General features: G+C 67.8%; 11 protein-coding genes. 4 read left to right on the top strand and 7 right to left on the bottom strand.

Going from position 1 to position 17,949, the window contains the following annotated elements:
- Positions 1-45: 45 nt before the first annotated feature.
- The gene (locus VHA82_RS05355; protein WP_325540978.1) at positions 46-6,075 is read right to left on the bottom strand and encodes an ExeM/NucH family extracellular endonuclease; all 6,030 of its coding nucleotides are present in this window, start codon (positions 6,073-6,075) and stop codon (positions 46-48) included.
- 91 nt (positions 6,076-6,166) lie between these two features.
- Positions 6,167-6,703 carry an inorganic diphosphatase gene (gene ppa / locus VHA82_RS05350; protein ID WP_325540976.1) on the bottom strand — a complete coding sequence of 179 codons (537 nt, stop codon included), beginning with the start codon at positions 6,701-6,703 and terminating at the stop codon, positions 6,167-6,169.
- A gap of 209 nt (positions 6,704-6,912) precedes the next feature.
- Between ppa and VHA82_RS05345 the strand changes: the two genes are divergently transcribed.
- The gene (locus VHA82_RS05345) at positions 6,913-8,979 is read left to right on the top strand and encodes a sodium-translocating pyrophosphatase (protein ID WP_325540974.1); all 2,067 of its coding nucleotides are present in this window, start codon (positions 6,913-6,915) and stop codon (positions 8,977-8,979) included.
- A 156-nt stretch (positions 8,980-9,135) separates the two neighbouring features.
- Here VHA82_RS05345 and VHA82_RS05340 read toward each other — a convergent pair whose 3' ends face one another.
- On the bottom strand, positions 9,136-9,723 hold the full coding sequence (locus VHA82_RS05340) for a TetR/AcrR family transcriptional regulator (protein WP_325540972.1): 588 nt from the start codon (positions 9,721-9,723) through the stop codon (positions 9,136-9,138).
- Positions 9,724-9,908: 185 nt separating this feature from the next.
- Between VHA82_RS05340 and VHA82_RS05335 the strand changes: the two genes are divergently transcribed.
- The 3 genes from VHA82_RS05335 (at position 9,909) to VHA82_RS05325 (ending at position 13,846) form a co-directional block, all read left to right on the top strand.
- Positions 9,909-10,727: a metal-dependent hydrolase gene (locus VHA82_RS05335; protein ID WP_325540970.1), complete on the top strand. Its 819-nt coding sequence runs from the start codon at positions 9,909-9,911 to the stop codon at positions 10,725-10,727.
- Positions 10,728-10,841: 114 nt separating this feature from the next.
- On the top strand, positions 10,842-12,275 hold the full coding sequence (locus VHA82_RS05330) for an aldehyde dehydrogenase family protein (protein WP_325541072.1): 1,434 nt from the start codon (positions 10,842-10,844) through the stop codon (positions 12,273-12,275).
- A 20-nt stretch (positions 12,276-12,295) separates the two neighbouring features.
- The gene (locus VHA82_RS05325) at positions 12,296-13,846 is read left to right on the top strand and encodes a class I SAM-dependent methyltransferase (protein WP_325540968.1); all 1,551 of its coding nucleotides are present in this window, start codon (positions 12,296-12,298) and stop codon (positions 13,844-13,846) included.
- Between the two features lie 22 nt (positions 13,847-13,868).
- On the opposite strand, the gene VHA82_RS05320 is transcribed toward VHA82_RS05325, so the two are convergent.
- From VHA82_RS05320 to VHA82_RS05305, 4 genes are all read right to left on the bottom strand, one after another.
- Entirely contained in the window at positions 13,869-15,146 is a 1,278-nt protein-coding gene (locus VHA82_RS05320) for a divalent metal cation transporter (protein WP_325540966.1), read from the bottom strand.
- 130 nt (positions 15,147-15,276) lie between these two features.
- Entirely contained in the window at positions 15,277-15,867 is a 591-nt protein-coding gene (locus VHA82_RS05315; RefSeq protein ID WP_325540964.1) for a hypothetical protein, read from the bottom strand.
- Positions 15,864-17,039, bottom strand: coding sequence for a M48 family metalloprotease (locus tag VHA82_RS05310; protein WP_325540962.1), 1,176 nt, complete (start codon positions 17,037-17,039; stop codon positions 15,864-15,866). Before VHA82_RS05310 ends, VHA82_RS05315 begins: the two co-directional genes overlap by 4 nt.
- 53 nt (positions 17,040-17,092) lie before the next feature.
- Positions 17,093-17,800, bottom strand: a complete 708-nt coding sequence (locus tag VHA82_RS05305; RefSeq protein WP_325540960.1) for a hypothetical protein — start codon at positions 17,798-17,800, stop codon at positions 17,093-17,095.
- Positions 17,801-17,949 lie beyond the last annotated feature (149 nt).

Genomic DNA, 17,949 nt, shown 5'->3' with positions numbered 1-17,949 from the left:
GCCCGCCTTGCTCGCACCAGCCCGTGAGCGGCCGGCGCCGCCCGCTCAACTCGCGAATTCGATGTGCAGGTCGTGCATCTCCACGGCCTGCACGCCCGTGAGCGTCAGCGTGTTGCCGCCTCCCAGGTCGAATTCGAGATTCGTCCGGCCGACCAGGTGCGAATGCGCGAGCGCCGACTCGGCGTCGACGATGCCGCTGCCGTTGAGGTTCGACTCCAGCACCAGCACGTCCGCCGCGGACCACTGCCGGATGGTGTCGGTGCCGCTGCCCGATCCGACGATGAATCGGTCGCTGCCGGTCCCCCCGTCCATGAGATCGTTGCCGGCGCCGCCCTCGAGCACGTCGTCGCCCGCGCGCCCGAAGAGCCTGTCGTCGCCGCTGCCGCCTTGAAGCGTGTCGTTGCCCGCGCCGCCGTCCAGATTGTCGTTGCCGCCGCCGCTGTCGAGCAGATCGTCGCCGTCCAGCCCGTCGAGCTTGTTGGCGCCGTCGGTCCCGGTGATGGTGTTGTCGAGCGCATTGCCCGTGCCGGCGCGTGCGTCGCCCGCAAGGACGAGGTTTTCGACATTGGCAGCGAGCGGCCTCGTGTCCGATCGCAATGTCACGATGGTGTCGGTCCCGCCATCGGCCGTTTCGACGACCGTGTCGGCGTCCTGGAGGTAGTACGTGTCGTCGCCCGCGCCGCCCGCCATCGTGTCCTTGCCCGCGCCGCCGGAAAGAGTGTCGTTGCCGTCGCCACCCTCGAGATGATCGTTGCCGCGGCCGCCCGTCACTTCGTGGGAAGTCGAGAGGTTCAGGCCGATCAGGACGGGATTGTGGTCGCTCGAACGATACGGGTCCGGCGCGTAGAGCGACGTTTGCTGGCCCGCGCTCTTGAAGTCCGTGTTGTAGTCGAGCACGCCCGGCTCCTGGGCGTTGATTTCCCAGGTGTAGGTTCCGGCCACTTGCGACGCCATGCTGGACGTCGCCAGCGCATGATCGAGCGAGCCCCAGAAGCCGTCAAAACCGTACGACTGGCCGGATGAGACCTCCTGATAGCCCTTCCCCGCGAGATAGGCGAGCGGGTCCTCCATGCCGTACGAATTGAAGTCGCCGATGAGGAGCACGTCCGGATCGGAAATGCCCGTGGGATTCGTGGCGAGCCACGCCGCGAGATCGTGCGCGGCGTTCAGCCGCGCCTGGTCGTTCGCGCCCTGGCCGTCGCCGATGTCGGGATCGTTCACGCTGCCCTTGGACTTCATGTGGTTCACGACCACCGTGAACACGTCGCCATCGCCGTTCGTCTCGAACGACTGCGCGAGCGGCACGCGGTTGCCGTACGTGGCCGTGAAGGCGTCGTACGCGGGATCGGTCACGTCGGGTACGACGGCGCCGCCCACAGGCGTGACGGTGCCCGGCTTGTAGAGGATCGCGACCATGATCGCGTCGTCGCCCGCCGTCGGCGCGGGCGCGCCGTTGCCATCCGCGTACGGCCCGGCGATGTACGCGTACGTGCCCGCACCGGCCACCGCGTTGAGCGCGTCCACGAGCGAATCGATCGCGCTCGTGCCGTCGCCGAATCCGTCGTTCTGGATCTCCATGAGGCCCACGACGTCGGCATCGAGCCCGAGGATGTTCGCCACGAGCTTCGCCTGCTGCCGCTGCAGTTCCTGCGCGTCGTCCGCGCCGCGGCCTTCCAGCACGGTGCCGTTCGGATTCGTGAAGTCCGCCGCGCCGAAGGTGTCGAAGTAGTTGAGCACGTTGACCGATGCGACCTTCACTTCGGCGTTGGCGACAGCCGAAGGAATGTCCGCGCTCGTCGGCCGCGGGTCGCCCGTGAAATCGAGCGAGGCTGTCGGCTGCACGCGATACGTCGTCTGGTACGCGAGCTCGGTGCCATCGGCGAACTGGTCGACCACGCCGGTGACGGAGGCGACCGAATCGCCCGCGCGCAGCGTGTTGTTCGCGCCGAACGGGTCGCCGCCTCGCCCGTATACGATGGGGTCGGGATCCTGCGCGGCATTCCCGTCGTCCACGACGATCTGGTCGCGCTGGACCTCACCCTCCCACGCGGTGTAGCCCGGCACGCTCGGCGCGTGGTTCTCGGTGTATTGCTCGATCACGCCGTCGGAGCTGAGCGTGACCTGCCCGTAGCGGCCGAGGTTGTAGTTGTCGGTCACCACGAGGTCGCCGCCGGCCGTTGCCGACTCCACGGTGACGAGCATGCCCTCGAGCGACTCCCAGTTCACCATGTCGGCAACGGGCAGCGTGACGATGACGGCAGGCGGCAGATCGGAGGTGTCTCCATCCGAGATCACCTGGAACCCACTGATGCCCGACAGCTCGGTCATGTGGTTGAACTCGGACACGTTCGCGGTGAATCGCACGGTGTCGCCCACGCTCCCGGCGTCGAGCCCCACGGGCGGCGTGTTGCCGTAATAGACGAAGATGCCTTCGGAAGTCGACGCGTCGCCGTCGGAGTCCGCTGCCTCTTCCTGCACGTAGAAGCCCTTCAGCCCCGGCATCACCGCGGTGACCACGCCCTCGATCGATACGGAGTTGCCGGTGAGCGGCGAAGACACGCCCGCGCCCTGGATCGCGGAAATCTTCGTGATGAGCACGTCGTCCGCCACGATGGTGCCGGTCGCGCTCGACTGCACGACGGTTGCCCCCGTCGCCCCCGAGAGAGAGACCGTGAAGGCCTCCGACGATTCGATTTGCGTGTCGCCGCTCACGTGCACCGTGACGGTCTTGCTGGTTTCGCCGCCCGCGAAGTCCACGACGCCCGAAGGCAGCGTGCCGCCGAAGTCGGCCGCGTCCGCGGGGTTCGCCCCGGTGCCGGCGACGTTCCACGAAGCCGACGACGCGCCGGACGTGTCGCCGGTTCGGGTGACGGTGAACGTGAAGTCCGTCGTGCCGGCATCGCCTTCCGCCTTCGCGGCGCTCGTCGCCGCAATCGCGAGCGCGGCCCCGCTGTAGCCCTCGATCTTCACGTCGTCCACCTGCCACTGCGCCGCGCTGTTGGTCGCATTGCCCGAAGACTGGTACTGGAAGGCGAAGAACACGTTCGTGCCCGCGATGTGGGACAGATCGATCAGCCCCGAGGAAGTCGTCTGCTGGCTGTTCTCGGGCGAAGGCGTGTACGGGAGTTCGGTCCACGTGGCCGCCGCGGGACTGCCGCTGCCGCTGTAGTTCGCGGAATACAGCACCTTCAGTTCCGCCCCGGCGATGCCGTTGTCGAGGAAGCGCGTCGTCGTGGTGAAGCTCAGGAACTCGGCATCGGTAAGCGCGAGGTTGAAGCCCTTGGAGATGAGCCAGTCGTTTTCCGGCGCCGACCCGTTGAAGCCGTTCGCGGTGGCGCGGCCCCCCGAGTTGCTCCAGGTGTGCGACGTGTCGGCATCGACGCTGTACGCGGTGAAGTCGCCCAGCGCCGCGGTGAAGGGCTGCGTGTAGGCCGGGGCGATGCTGCCGCCCACCGGATTGCCCGGCGAACCGATCGCGTTCGCCGAGCCCGACTCCGCGAACCCGCCGAAGAGCCCGGGCTGCGCCGGTTCGTACTTCGGCGAGGCAACCGAAGTCTCGTCCCACACCGCCGAGACCGCGTTGTTGCCCGCGCCCACGGAAGGCCCCGCGTGCTGCGTGCCGGAGATCGTGCCACCGTCGGTTCGCACAGCGGGATGCACGACGGTGCCATCGCTGCCCGTCAGGTCGGTCGAGCCATAGTTGAACGCGGAGACGACGCGACCGTAGCTGTCGTAGACGAACACCGCATCGGGGTTGCCGAGGCCCTGTCCACCCAGCGCGATCACGTTCACGCCCGCGGGCAGGTTGTTCCATGCCGTGCGGAATGCGGCGACATCCGTCGTGTTCGCCACCACGATGAGCTTGGCGCCCGCATCGAGCGTCATCGACGGAAAGGTCTTCGCGTTGGCCGACGCGAAGCTCGTGCCGTTGTCGATGTATCGGTAGCCGGTCAGATCGATCGCGCTCGTGCCGTAGTTGTACAGCTCGAAGAAGTCGCCACCGGTCGCGTTGGAATTCACCTCGGTGATGAGCAGCTTCGCGACGGTCGGCGGCGCGGACGTGGTGAAGTCGAACGCCTCCGCGCCGGTGAGTCCCGCCCACGCGTTGCCCGCGTGATCGGCGACCGGCGTGCCCGTCGTCTCGATGTAGTAGTGCGTCCCCTCGGCAAGGTCGGCGGCCGGATCGAGCGTGACGGTGTTGTAGGCGAAAGCGGCGTTGGCCGCGGGAATGGTTTCGACCACGCCGGCGTCGCTCGCGCGATGGATCACGAAGCTGCCGCTTGCGCGAACCACGCCTTCGTCGAAGCGCAGAACGATGTTCGATTGGCCGTTGACGGCCGCATCGCCATCCGAGGGGGCACTGGAGGCGAGCACCGGGCCGCTCGTGTCCGTCACGTTCGCGCCGAGCTCCACCCACGTGCCCTGGAACTGCTGCTCGGAAGACGGAAGGTCCTTCGACGCAACCGACTTGCCCGGCCACACCGTGTCGCCGTCGTCCTGCAGCAGTTGCACGAGCGTGCCCGCGGCGGTGCTGGTCGCCTCCACGATCGTCTCGAAGCTGCCGCCCGTCGCGGTGAGCAGCGGATCGAGAGCGACGTCCAGGGACGTCGCCGTGCTGCTCGTGCCGTCCCAGCGGAACAGGCGGAAATCGTCGGTCACGTCCGTCGTCGCCGCACCGGAGGGGCCCGCGACGATGAGGAAGCTGCCGTCCGGCGCGCGTTGGATGTCGCGAATGCCGCGTCCGCCGAGGTCGAGTTCGATCGGCGCGTCGAACACGGGCGTTGCCGTGAAGATGCTCGACGTCTCCACCGGCACGATGAGCGCGTGGCCGCGCGCCGCGGTGTCTTCGAGCGGCGCCCGAAATGCGATCAACAATTGCGAGCCGTCGGCGCTTGCCGCCAGGCCTTCGATGGAAAAGCCACCCACCGTTTCGGGCACCACGCCGTTCTGAGCCGACGCGGCGAGGCCGAAGTGGTTCGCGCCCAGCCCGTGCGCGTTCGAGGCGTCCCAGGCGCCGAGCGCGCTCTCCAGGCCGGTGTACTTGTCGACGTAGGTGAACTGCGTGGCCGCGCCCGTGCCCGACACCGTCACGGCGAAGATCGCCTCGCGCGAGCTGGCTTCGTTGCCGCCCTTGTCGTTGCTGTGCGAGCCGATGAAGTAGAGCGTGTTGCCGATGCGCGTGGCGCCTTCGAGGTCGAGCTCGCCCGAGAGCAGCGGCCCGTTCGTTTCGTAGTTCCATTCGGCCACGGCCGCACCGCCCGCGCGCGGGTAGACGCGCAGCACGTTGGCCTCGTCGTCGCCCACGATCATCCAGTCCGCATCGAGCGCGATGGCGGCCGACGCATCGGAGCTGTCCTTCGTCGTGCCGGGATTCGGCGTGAACGTCTGCACGCTGCCGGGTGTGTCCGGCTCACCGCTCGCGGCGCCGATGGAAAACGACTTTCCCGCGAGCGGCGAGTTCGCGAGGAACGGCGCATCGGGCACGGTTCCGTTCGCATCCTGGTTGCCGCTGCCGTCCTCGCTCAGCCACTTCGCGGGGTTGTTCAGGACCGCGAGCGCGGCGGCTTGCGAATCGAAGGCGGTGCCATTGGTCGTCGCGTCGTACGCGTACACGTCGAAGCCGTTGCCGAATTCGAGCGCGTTCGTTCCGGCGGCAAGGCCCGTGCCGGCGAGCGACGCGCCGGCCGACGAATAGGTGCTGTTGGCGGCGGCGGTGAGGAACGTGAACGTGCCGGCGGTGTCGCTGGCGGTACTCGTGTAGGCGTAGAGTGCCTCGTCCGAATTGCCGAGGGCGATGCTGCCGCTCAGTTTTGCCGCCGTCCCGGTACTCGACGCGAGCGTTCCCGCGCTCAGATTCGTGAGTTCGATGACCGTGCCGGCCGCGATCGCGCTGCCGGTGTCGTTGGTCCACGACATGCGGCCTTCGCCCGTGTTGAACGACGTGCCGTTCCACTCGTCGTCACGAAAATAGATCACCTGGCCGGCGGGAATCGCCTCCAGCGCGACGAATGCGAAACCGTCATTGCCATCCGCGTCGAATCCGACGAACGCGATGCTGCCTGCGCCCAATGCCATGCGAACCTCCCATGATGGAAGCGCGCAAGGTTAGGGAAGCTTTATGACATTGGCGTGTGACGACCCCGCCGAGGACTCCGGACGACGCCCCTCATCCGTGCGCCTTCGCGTAGTTCTCGATCCCGTCGAGGATCTCGCGGCGCGCGGCGTCGGGCCCTTCCCAGCCGAGCACTTTCACCCACTTGCCGGGTTCCAGATCCTTGTAGTGCTCGAAGAAGTGCGAGATGGTCTTCAGCCGCAGCGGGTTCAGGTCTTCGGGCTTTTGCCACTGCGTGTAGATCGAGAGGATCTTGTCGGTCGGCACCGCGAGCACCTTCGCGTCCGCGCCCGCTTCGTCTTCCATCTTGAGAATGCCGATGGGCCGGCACGTCACCACGACCCCCGGGATGAGCGGCACGGGCGTGATCACGAGCACGTCGACCGGGTCGCCGTCGCCGCTGATCGTCTTGGGCACGTAGCCGTAGTTCGTGGGGTAGTGCATCGACGTGGACATGAAGCGGTCCACGAAGATCGCACCCGTTTCCTTGTCCACCTCGTACTTCACGGGATCGGCGTTCATCGGAATCTCGATGATCACGTTGAACGCATCGGGGCAATGCTTGCCGGGGGTGACTTGGTCGAGGGACATCTTCTCTCTCTGGAGGATCAGTGAAAACCCTGATTCTAGTTTCCCACCCCGTCCTTTCCCCGGCCTGACGCGAAACCGCCACCCTTTGCCGTTTATAGTCCGCGGGTTGGCCAATCGTCTCCACGCTGGAGAACCGAGGAAGCAACGCAGCGGAGGCGCCGACTGCGGTGCCTCTGTCACGACTCGAGCGAAATCGAAGGAGAAACTTCATGACTGGCAACTCGGCGCTGATTTTGGCGCTCGTCTGCGGCCTCGCGGCCGTGGTGTACGGCTTCTGGGCCAGAAGCTGGATTCTCGGGAAGGACCCCGGCAACGCGCGCATGCAGGAAATCGCCGCTGCCGTGCAGGCCGGCGCGGCCGCCTACCTCGCGCGCCAATACCGCACCATCGCGATCGTGGGCGTCGTCCTCGCGATCCTGATCGGCGTCTTTCTGTCCGGCACGACGGCGATCGGCTTCGTGATCGGCGCGATCCTCTCGGGCGCCTGCGGCTTCATCGGCATGAACGTCTCCGTGCGCGCCAACGTGCGCACGGCGCAGGCCGCGACGCAGGGCATCGGCCCCGCGCTCGACGTGGCCTTCCGCGGCGGCGCCATCACGGGCATGCTGGTCGTGGGCCTCGGCCTGCTCGGCGTGACCGGCTTCTACTGGTTCCTCGCGGGCAACGGCAACCTCACGCCGGACCGCAAGCTCGCCGACTTGCTGAATCCCCTCATCGGCCTCGCGTTCGGCGCGTCGCTCATCTCGATCTTCGCGCGTCTGGGCGGCGGCATCTTCACCAAGGGCGCCGACGTCGGCGCCGACCTCGTGGGCAAGGTGGAAGCCGGCATCCCCGAGGACGATCCGCGCAACCCCGCCGTGATCGCCGACAACGTGGGCGACAACGTGGGCGACTGCGCGGGCATGGCGGCGGACCTCTTCGAGACCTACGCCGTGACGCTCATCGCGACCATGGTGCTGGGCTCCCTGCTCGTCACGGCCTCGCCCGAGAGCGCGGTGCTCTACCCGCTCGCGCTCGGCGCGGTGTCGATCATCGCCTCCATCATCGGCTGCTTCTTCGTGAAGGCCTCGCCCGGCATGAAGAACGTGATGCCCGCGCTCTACAAGGGCCTCATCGTGGCCGGCGTGCTGTCGTTGATCGCGTTCTACTTCGTGACGGGCTGGCTGATCCCCGACAACGCGATCGCCGCGTCGGGCAGCGTGATGAAGCTCTGGGGCGCCTGCGTGGTCGGCCTCGTGCTCACCGGCGCGCTCGTCTGGATCACCGAGTACTACACCGGCACGCAGTTCCATCCGGTGCAGCACGTGGCGCAGGCCTCGACCACCGGCCACGCGACCAACATCATCGCGGGCATCGGCGTGTCGATGAAGTCCACGGCACTGCCCGTGCTGTGCGTGTGCATCGCGATCGTCGTGTCGTATGCGCTCGCGGGCCTCTACGGCGTCGCCATCGCGGCGACGTCGATGCTGTCGATGGCGGGCATCGTGGTCGCGCTGGACGCCTACGGCCCGATCACCGACAACGCGGGCGGCATCGCCGAAATGGCCGACATGCCCTCTTCGGTGCGCGACATCACCGACCCCCTCGATGCCGTGGGCAACACGACCAAGGCCGTGACCAAGGGCTACGCCATCGGCTCGGCCGGACTCGCCGCGCTCGTGCTCTTTGCCGACTACACGCACAAGCTCGAAGCCTCGGGCCAGCACATCAGCTTCGACCTCTCCGATCCGATGGTGATCGTGGGCCTCTTCATCGGCGGCCTGATCCCCTACCTCTTCGGCGCGATGGCGATGGAAGCCGTCGGACGTGCCGCGGGCGCGGTGGTGGAGGAAGTGCGCCGCCAGTTCCGCGAGATTCGCGGGATCATGGAAGGCACCGGCAAGCCCGAATACGGCCGCGCCGTGGACATGCTCACGGGCGCCGCGATCAAGGAGATGATGATCCCCTCGCTGCTGCCGGTGGTGGTGCCGATCCTGGTCGGCCTCTTCCTCGGGCCCCGCGCACTGGGCGGCCTCCTCATGGGAACGATCGTGACCGGCCTCTTCGTCGCGATTTCGATGTGCACGGGCGGCGGCGCCTGGGACAACGCCAAGAAGTACATCGAAGACGGACATCACGGCGGCAAGGGGTCGGAGGCGCACAAGGCGGCCGTGACCGGCGACACCGTGGGCGACCCCTACAAGGACACGGCGGGCCCGGCGGTGAACCCGCTCATCAAGATCATCAACATCGTGGCGCTGCTCATCGTGCCGCTGGTGGTGAAGTTCCACAGCTGATTCGGGGGGGCACCGGAGTGCCCCTTCATTCGAAGTACAGCGCGCAGATTTTTTTGGACGCAGAGGGCGCAAAGGTACGCAAAGGCCGCAAAGGAAATACAGGATTCTTTTGTTCTTTGCGTCCTTTGCGTAACCTTTGCGCCCTCTGCGTCGAATTCAATCCGTCGCGATCACCTTGCGCACGAGCTCGCTGGCGGGCGCCACGAGTTCCCGCAGCTTCGCGACCTTGTCCTGCTCGATGTACTCGAGCACCAGCTCGTTGATGCCGCCCACCACCGCCATCGCCATCTGCCGCGTGAGCGGATGACGCCGCTTGGTCACATTCACGATGCGCACGATGAATTCGGCGATCTCGCTGTTCACGCGGCGGCGGGACTCGAGCCCCTCGTCGCCCAGGTGCAGGATCTCGATGAAGAGCGTGCGCATGAGCACCGGGTTGCCCGCCATGCAGCCGAGATACGCACTGAGCGAGCTTTCGATCTGCGTCTGCCATTCGTGCGCGGGATCGATCGCGTCGCGCAGGACCTTCAACGCGTTGTGGCTCGAGGCCTCGTACAAGGCGATCAGGCACTCCGCCTTGGTCGCGAAATGCTCGTAGAACGTGCGGCGCGACACACTCGCCTCGCGCACGATGTCGGCAATGGTGGTTTCGGCGTAGCCGTTGGCGGCCACGGCATGCGCCATGCCTTCCAGCAGCCGGCTGCGATGCGTGCGCACCACGGAAGGCGATTCGGTCTCGACCATGGACCCGATTGTGAGGCAGTGCCGGTATTTGACAGTTCCGCGGTTCGGATGCATGATTGGTACGTGCAAGTACCAATCACATTCGCAATCACATTCGCATTTGAATTTGCATTCGCATTGTCGGCGCCGTTGCCCGCGTTGCCCCGCTTCCAGCGGATTCTTCAATCCATCACACTGCCCCGCTCATGACCGACCTCGTCGTGCGCCGCCTCCTCGTGGACATGGCGCAGCCCATCGCGCGCCACTGGTGCGACGGCGACCCGTTTCGCACCGCGCTCTTCAACGCGCTTTCCATGAGTTTTCCGGTCGGTGAACAGTTCTTCATCGACTCGGTGCGCAACGGCCTGCAGGCGCTGCCGGCCGACAGGCAGGAGCGCTTCCGCACCGAAGTCCAGGGCTTCATCGGACAGGAAGCGACGCATCGCCGGCTGCACACCCTGTACAACGCGCACCTGGAAAGCCTCGGCCTCGTGAACGAATGGGAAAGCTCCGCGCGCGAGCGCCTGGCGCAGATGCATGGACTCGATCCGCGTCACGCGCTCGGAATCACCGCCGCCAATGAGCACTTCACCGCGATCATGGCCGACTGGATGCTGCGCAATCCGGAGATGCTCGGCACGCGCGACGTGCGGCTCGCGACGCTCTGGCTCTGGCACAGCGCCGAGGAGTCGGAGCACAAGAGCACGGCGTTCGATCTCTACCAGGCGCTCGGGGGCAATCACGAGTGGCGCGTCACCTGGTTCAGGCGCATCACGACGATCTTTCTCATGGACACGCTGAAGCAGACCGTGCGCAATCTGAGGCGCGACGGGACGCTCTGGCAGTGGCGCACATGGAAGAGCGCAGCGACGACGCTTTTCGGCAAGCGCGGCCTCGTGCGCTGGACGTGGCGGCCGTGGCGCGCCTACTTCCGCGAAGACTTCCATCCGAGCCAGCAGGATTCCCAGGCGTCCCGCAGGTGGCTCGAGGTGAACGCCGATCGATACAGGCCCGTGGCCGGTTAGGCGTCCGCGCGGCAGAAAGGCCGTTGCTCCCTCTCCCTCCGGGAGGGGGTTGGGGTGAGGGTCATCGTGCGTCGCGGATTCACCCCCCGCACGCGAATGTCGCACAATCCCCGCATGCAGTTCCACTACATCGGCAACGCGCCGGTGCGTTCCGCCTCCGAGCGCACCCTGCCCGTCATCGACCCTTCGGACGGCCAACCCTACGACGAAATCCAGCGCGGCGACGCGGCAGACATCGATGCGGCCGTGCGCGCCGCGCGCCACTGCCACGAGAAAGTCTGGTCGAAGCTGAGCGCCGCCGAGCGCGGGCGACTTCTCATGCGCCTCGCGCACAAGATCAACGAACACGCCGACGAGCTCGCGTCGATCGAGCAGCGCGATTGCGGCAAGCCGACCAGGCAGGCACGCGCCGACGCCACCGCGCTCGCCCGCTACTTCGAGTTCTACTCGGGCGCCTGCGACAAGCTGCACGGCGAGACGCTCCCCTACCAGGAAGGGTACACCGTCCTCACCTGGCGCGAGCCGCACGGCGTCACGGGGCACATCATCCCCTGGAACTATCCGATGCAGATCTTCGGCCGCAGCGTGGGCGGCGCGCTCGCCGCCGGCAACGTGAGCGTCGTGAAGCCATCCGAAGACGCCTGCCTCTCGCTCATCCGCGTGGCCGAACTCGCGACCGAAGCGGGCTTCCCCGCCGGCGCGATCAACATCGTCACAGGCTACGGCCATGAGGTCGGCGACGCGCTCGCCCGGCATCCGGGCGTGGACCACATCAGCTTCACGGGCAGCCCGCGCGTGGGAACGCTCATCCAGCAGGCCGCGGCCGAGCGCCACTGCCCCGTCACGCTGGAACTTGGCGGCAAGAGCCCGCAGATCGTCTTTGCCGATGCGAATCTCGACGAGGCGCTACCCGTCGTCATCAACGCGATCGTGCAGAACGCGGGGCAGACCTGCTCGGCGGGCTCGCGCCTGCTGGTCGAGCAGTCCCTCTACGAGCCGCTGCTCGATCGCCTCGGCAACGCGTTCGCCAATCTGCGCGTCGGCCCCGCCGCGATGGACCTCGACGTGGGCCCGCTCATCCGCGCTTCGCAGCAGCAGCGCGTGTGGGATTTCCTCTCCGACGCGCAGGTCGCGAACATCCCGATGGTCGCGCAGGGCCAGGTGGTGGACGAAGCGCCCGAGACCGGCTTCTACCAGGCGCCCACGCTCTTGCGCGACGTGCCGGTGACGCACCGGCTCGCGCAGGAGGAAGTGTTCGGGCCGGTGCTCGCGGCGATGAGTTTCAAGGACGAAGACCACGCGGTCGAACTCGCCAACGCCACGCACTTCGGGCTCGTGGCCGGCATCTGGACGCTCGACGGCTCGCGCATGCTGCGAATGGCCAGACGCGTGAAGAGCGGGCAGGTCTTCATCAACAACTACGGCGCGGGCGGCGGTGTCGAGTTGCCCTTCGGCGGGGTGAAGTCCTCGGGCTACGGGCGCGAGAAGGGGTTCGAGGCGCTGTACGGCTTCACCACGCTCAAGACGGTCGCGATCAGGCACGGGTGACTGCGGGTGTGACTGCACGGGTGACGGACCACCGCGCCCGCTTCGACGCCTTCCTCGCGGCGGCGATTCAGGGCGACGCCGCCTCCGGGCTGCACGTGTCCTGGATGCTCACGCACATGGAGCTGAAGGCGCAGCAGCCGGCCCTCGAGCAGGCGTGGGAAGCCGCGCTGTCGGGCCCCTGGGACTTGCCCGCGCGGCTCGCGCCGGCGGCGCTCGCGTATCTGGCGATGCATCCGCAGGTGCGGCGCGCGCTCGATGCGGCCGACGATGCGCCAGCGTTGCAGGCCGCGGCTTCGTACCTCGGCGGCACGCGAATGTTCCAGCAGGTCGTGTCGCTCGCGCTCGTGACGTCGGCCGAGTGGCAAGCGCTCTTTCTTCGATGGCGCCGCCTCGCGATGCAGCGCCTGCACGAGGGGGCGCAGGCGGTGCCGGAGATCGTGCCCGGGTTGGCGTGGGTCGCGGTGCAGGCCAATCTCGCCGAATATGTCTGGCCGCTCGATGCGGCGGCCCCGGACCTCGCCGCGCTTCGCGAACGCGTGGCGGGTGGAAACGCGAGCCGCGATGAGGCGCTTGTGCTCGCATGCTTCGAGCATCCAGGCCCCCTCGCGCGGGATGCGTTCGATCCATCGGATGCGGGCCAGCAGTTGCTCTTGCAGCGCCTGTACCGCGAACCGGCGGAGGAAGATGCGATCGCGGCATCGCTCTCTTCGATGGGTGCGGCCGCCTTGCCCGAAGGCGCGCAGCGCGGCCAGTACGAGCGTTATCCGTATCCGCGCTGGATTCGCCAGCCTTCGGTGCCCTCGTCGATCCCTGCCGCGGCACGCGCACAGCTGAAGCGGCCGTGGTGGCGGTGGCAGCGGGTGCTGATCGCAGGTTGCGGCACGGGCCAGCAGTGCCTTGCGGCGCATGCCACCTACGAAGGCGCATCCCTCACGGCGATCGATTTCAGCCTGGCCAGCCTCGCCTACGCCGTGCGCAAGTGCCGCGAAGCGGGCCTCGCAGGCGTCGCATTCGAGCCCGCGGACTTGCGCGCCTATGCGCGGCGCGGCGCGCGCTTCGACGTGGTCGAATGCATCGGCGTGCTGCATCACCTTTCCGATCTCGAAGGCGGCGCGGCGGCGCTGCGCGCGCTCACGCGCCGGGGAGGCTTGTTGCGTCTCGCGGTCTACAGCGCGCAGGCGCGGCGGCAAGTGCGGGCGATGCGCGAAGTCATCGCGGCGCGCGGCCTCGACGGGTCGCTGGCGACGCTGCGGCAATTGCGCGCGGAACTGCTCGCGGGCCGGCACGGGGCGATGTCGCCTTCGATGCTCCAGTCGCCCGACCTTCACAGCGCAAGCGGCCTGCACGACCTGCTCTTCAATGCCTGCGAGCATGCGCTCGGCGCGGTCGACTGGGTGAGCCTGATCGCCAGGCACGGCTTCGAGCTCGTGTGCATCGATCCGCCGGCCGCCACGCTTGCCGCGGCCGGCCCGGCAGCCGGGCACTGGGGGCCGCGCGAGTGGGAGGCGTTCGAGCGCGACCACCCCGACGCATTCGCATCGATGTACGAGATGTGGTTCAGGGCGGCATGAATGCCTCCCGCCCGATCTTCCCCTACACCACGGCCATCGCGACCGCCGCCAGCGCCATGAGAGCGGTCGTCGCCCACCCGACGAACCGCAGGCCGCGCCCGATGCGGAACTCCCCCATCACGTCTTCGCGTGCCGAGACGCGCATCATCGCGGCCAGCACCGGCACGGCGATGACGCCGTTCAGCACCGCGGACGCCACGAGCGCCTTCATGGGATTGAAGTCCAGCAGCGTGAATAGCACACCGAGGAGCGTGGACGCGGCGATCACCCCGTAGAACCGCGGCGCGGAGGCCGGCGCGCGTTCCAGGCCGTAGCGCCACGCGAAGCACTCGGCCACGGCGTAGCCCGCGCTCCCCGCCAGCACGGGAATGGCAAGCAGGCCCGTGCCCACGATGCCGAGCGCGAACAGGCCGAAAGCCCAGTCGCCCGCCAGCGGCCGCAGCGCCTGGGCGGCCTTGGCGGCGCTGTCGATGTCGTGGACGCCGTGCGCATGCAGCGTGAGCGCGGCAGTGAGCATGATGAAGAATCCGACCGAATTGGAGACGGCCATGCCCAGCACGGTGTCGCGGCTGATCTCGTGCAGCTGCCGGCCGGCTTCGCGCGGCGCCGCGCGCAGCGGATGGTCGTCGGGCGACGCGCGCTGCTCTTCCACCTCCTGGTCCGATTGCCAGAAGAAGAGGTACGGGCTGATGGTGGTGCCGAGCACGCCCACGAGCATGGCCCAGAACGACCTGTCGATCTCGATGCGGGGCAGGAGCGTATCGTGCAGCACCTTCGTCCAGGGCACGTCCAGCGTGAGCAGAACGGCTGCGTACGCGAGCAGCGAGAGCGTGAGCCACTGCAGCAGCCTCACGTAGCGGCTGTAGGGAACGAAGATTTGCAGCAGCATGGATACGACGCCGAATCCGGCGGCCGTGAAGGCGCTGCCCGCCGGAATCAGTAGCGCCGCCGCTGCGCCCATCGCCGCGAGGTCGGCGCCGATGTTGACGGTGTTGGCGACGAAGAGCAGCACGAGGATCGGCACCAGTACCCATCGGGGCAGCACCTTGGACAGGTTGGCGGCCAGACCGCGCCCGGTGACGCGCGCGATCCGGGCCGTGATGATCTGCACGACCGACATGAGCGGGAACGTGAAGGCCATGAGCCAGAGCATGCCGGTGCCGAATTGCGCGCCCGCCTGCGAATACGTGCCGATGCCGCTCGGGTCGTCGTCCGAGGCGCCGGTGATGAGCCCGGGGCCGAACCAGGATTTCCATTTGGCCCGCGCGCGCGCGGGCAAGGTGAGGGCTTCGTCCGTCATGTGCGACGGCGAGTCTCTCACGCTCGGCGCCGGGCGGGGCGTGCTCCGAATCCGAATCGCGTGTCAGCCAAGGGCGGCAAGCCCAATGGCTTGCCGCCCCGCCGACGCTTCACTCCCCCTCCGCAATTCCTCACGATGCGATGCGCGCGGTCTTCACCACCTCTTCGGCCATCGGCAGCAGCCGGTCGTAAAACCCGAGCCGCGGCGCGAGGAACGTGGCTGCGTAGAGCGCCCGGTCCTTCTCCGCCACCCATCCCACACCCTTCAATACGAGATCGTCCGCGCGCCGCGCGAGCGTGAACTCGAAGCGCATGCCCTGCTGTCCCGCGAACGTCGCGGGCGCAAGGCGCGTGAGCTTCACCGTGCCTGCGGTGGCATAGAGCTCTTCGAAGAGGCTCACGAGCTTTTCCGCGGGCATGCCGGGCTGGAAGGTCGGCACGCGCCTGTCCTTCTCGCCGGGGCCGCGAAAGAACACCGTCGGCCGCTTCATGAGTGCCTGGCCCGGCTGCACGCCGGCCCACAGGCGCAGATGGTCGAGCGGCATGCCCTCCTGCGTCCAGGTGTCGTAGGGCTCGCCGCCCCAGGGGTCCTGCACGCGGTTCCATGCGGCGGGCACGTGCACGGCGAGTTTGCCGTTCACGACCTGGTCGCCTTCCACCTTCGCGATCGTCGTGCAGGCGGCGAGCACGCAGGCAATGAGCAGCGGCAGAAGGTTTCTCATGACTTCATCTGCGCGAGGTAGCTCCTGATGAGCGCCGCATCGGGTGCGTCCGGCGCGACCGCGAGGTATCGCTCGAACGACTGCCGCGCTCCGCCCGCGTCGTTGCGGCGCCGGTACACGAGTCCGAGCGACCGCAACGCCTGCGCCGGCGCCTTCGGGCTCGCGCTCGCCTTCAGCAGATCGGCGAAGCCGCGATCGAGATCGTCCTGCTCGTCGCGCAGCCGGTACACCTCGCCGCGCGCGTAGAGCACTTCGGCATCGGAGGCATCGCGCTTCAGCAGACGGTCGAAGAGCACGAGGCTTTCCTCGTACTGGCCGCGCTGAATCTCGTCTTCGATCCAGCCGAACCGAAGCGGCGCGATCACGGCGCGGAATTCGCGTTCGCCGAGGAAGCCGCCGCCCTCGCCTGCCATTTTCAGCAGGTCGTCGCGGCGGTTCGCAACAGGCGGGTGAGTCGCGAAGAGCGGGCTGCGCCTGCCGGCGTCCTCGCCGCCCGTGATCTTCAGCTCACCGAGCAGGTTGTCCCAGATCTTCGGCGCTTCGCGGCCCTCGTAGCCCGCCTCCTTCATGAGGCGCATGCCGAGCCGGTCGGCCCTTTGTTCGTGCTCGCGAGAGAAGGCGAACATGCTCGCGAGAAGCCCGATCTGCCCGAGCACGCCGCCCACGCCGCCCAGGAGCCCCGCGAGCTGGCCGAGCACCGCGCGATCCTTCGCGGCGCGAAGCTGATCGACCGTGTGGCGTTCGAGGTAGTGACCCATCTCGTGGCCCATGACGGTGGCAAGCTGCGCTTCGTTCTCCACGCGCAGGAGCAGGCCGCTCCACACGAGCATCATCCCGTTGGGCGCCATCATCGCGTTGAAGACGGGCATGCGCACCACGTGCACCCGGATGTCGGGGCAATGCGTGACGCACAAGCGGCACGCGACGTCGCCGAGGTAACGCTGCAGTGCCGGCTCCTTGATCGCGAGGGGGCTGCGCCGCACGCGCACTTCCTCGCGGTCCATGATGCTCCAGAGGCCGCCTTCGTCCGTGTCGGCCGCGGGATGCCTGAAGCGAGAGGGCAAGGGCGAAGTCGGCGCGATGGCTTCGGTGGCGAGCGCCGGCAGGCCGAGCATGGCGCCCAGGCCGAGGCAATGCCCGCATGCCGATCGCAGGAAGCCGCGTCGATGCATGGATGCTCCTTCCTCCTCCGAGGCAGGGTTGGGGTGGGGGCTTCCGCGGGTCTTCATCGCACCCCCGGAAAGCCCTTCATCAGGGCCTCCACCGTTTCGCCGGCCGACTTGTCGTCGCGCAGGTCGCCCCACATCCGATCCACGTCGTTGAACCACACGACGCGTCCGTCGCGCAAGTCCACGAGCGACGCGTAGGCCGCCTGTTCGCCACCGGTGTTGATGGCCCCGAGCAGCGCCATCGCGAGGATGGCGAGCTTGCGTTCGTCGCTCGCGTAGGTGTCGCGCACCCAGGTGAAAAGCGCATAGTCGGCGCCCGTCCGGTCGCGCAGCGGCTTCACGGCCGCGGCCCCGAGCGACCAGTCGAGCCGGCCTTCTTTTGTCGGCAGCTCGATGCCGTGCTTCACGTGATGAATCCAGATCGATTCCGCGACCGCCCGATGCAGCGCGACGATGTCGGCGAAGTCGTCCAGGCGCGCTTCGTCGATGTCGAGGGTGCCCGCGGCCAGTTCGGGCCGCGCGAGGAGCGCCGCGCTGAAGTTCTTCCGCGCCTTCTCGGTCCAGTCGGCCTTCGGCTCTTCGATGCCGCCCGCGCTGATGGAAAACAGTTCGATGTCCGCGGGAATGACGAGCACGCGCGACGCGGCGGGCCGGGCCTGGAAGCCCGGCGCGAGGTGGCGGGAATCTTCTTCCGCGCGCGCCGCGCCGGCGGCGATGAAGAGCGTGAGGACAACCAGGAAGAGATGGCGGATGGACGTGGGCATGTGGAACTCCTCGCCTCTGCGGCGGGATTCTGTTGGCGAAGCCTTCCTCCACACCAGAGGTAACCCGCAGGATTTGCGCAACAATGGCACGGATGTGCTGAATTCACGCACGACGCGGTCCCCCCTTGCAGCCGGGGAAGGTGCTTTCA

The organism is Ramlibacter sp., from assembly GCF_035548915.1.
Lineage (GTDB): Bacteria > Pseudomonadota > Gammaproteobacteria > Burkholderiales > Burkholderiaceae_C > Ramlibacter.
The sequence above is the reverse complement of the archived record's forward strand: the minus strand, read 5'-3'. Positions and strand labels throughout refer to the sequence as shown.

Coding starts and splice junctions, on each gene's coding strand:
- VHA82_RS05355 (WP_325540978.1), bottom strand. CDS start 6,075: ATGGCATTGGGCGCAGGCAGCATCGCGTTCGTCGGATTCGACGCGGAT.
- ppa (WP_325540976.1), bottom strand. CDS start 6,703: ATGTCCCTCGACCAAGTCACCCCCGGCAAGCATTGCCCCGATGCGTTC.
- VHA82_RS05345 (WP_325540974.1), top strand. CDS start 6,913: ATGACTGGCAACTCGGCGCTGATTTTGGCGCTCGTCTGCGGCCTCGCG.
- VHA82_RS05340 (WP_325540972.1), bottom strand. CDS start 9,723: ATGGTCGAGACCGAATCGCCTTCCGTGGTGCGCACGCATCGCAGCCGG.
- VHA82_RS05335 (WP_325540970.1), top strand. CDS start 9,909: ATGACCGACCTCGTCGTGCGCCGCCTCCTCGTGGACATGGCGCAGCCC.
- VHA82_RS05330 (WP_325541072.1), top strand. CDS start 10,842: ATGCAGTTCCACTACATCGGCAACGCGCCGGTGCGTTCCGCCTCCGAG.
- VHA82_RS05320 (WP_325540966.1), bottom strand. CDS start 15,146: ATGACGGACGAAGCCCTCACCTTGCCCGCGCGCGCGCGGGCCAAATGG.
- VHA82_RS05315 (WP_325540964.1), bottom strand. CDS start 15,867: ATGAGAAACCTTCTGCCGCTGCTCATTGCCTGCGTGCTCGCCGCCTGC.
- VHA82_RS05310 (WP_325540962.1), bottom strand. CDS start 17,039: ATGCATCGACGCGGCTTCCTGCGATCGGCATGCGGGCATTGCCTCGGC.
- VHA82_RS05305 (WP_325540960.1), bottom strand. CDS start 17,800: ATGCCCACGTCCATCCGCCATCTCTTCCTGGTTGTCCTCACGCTCTTC.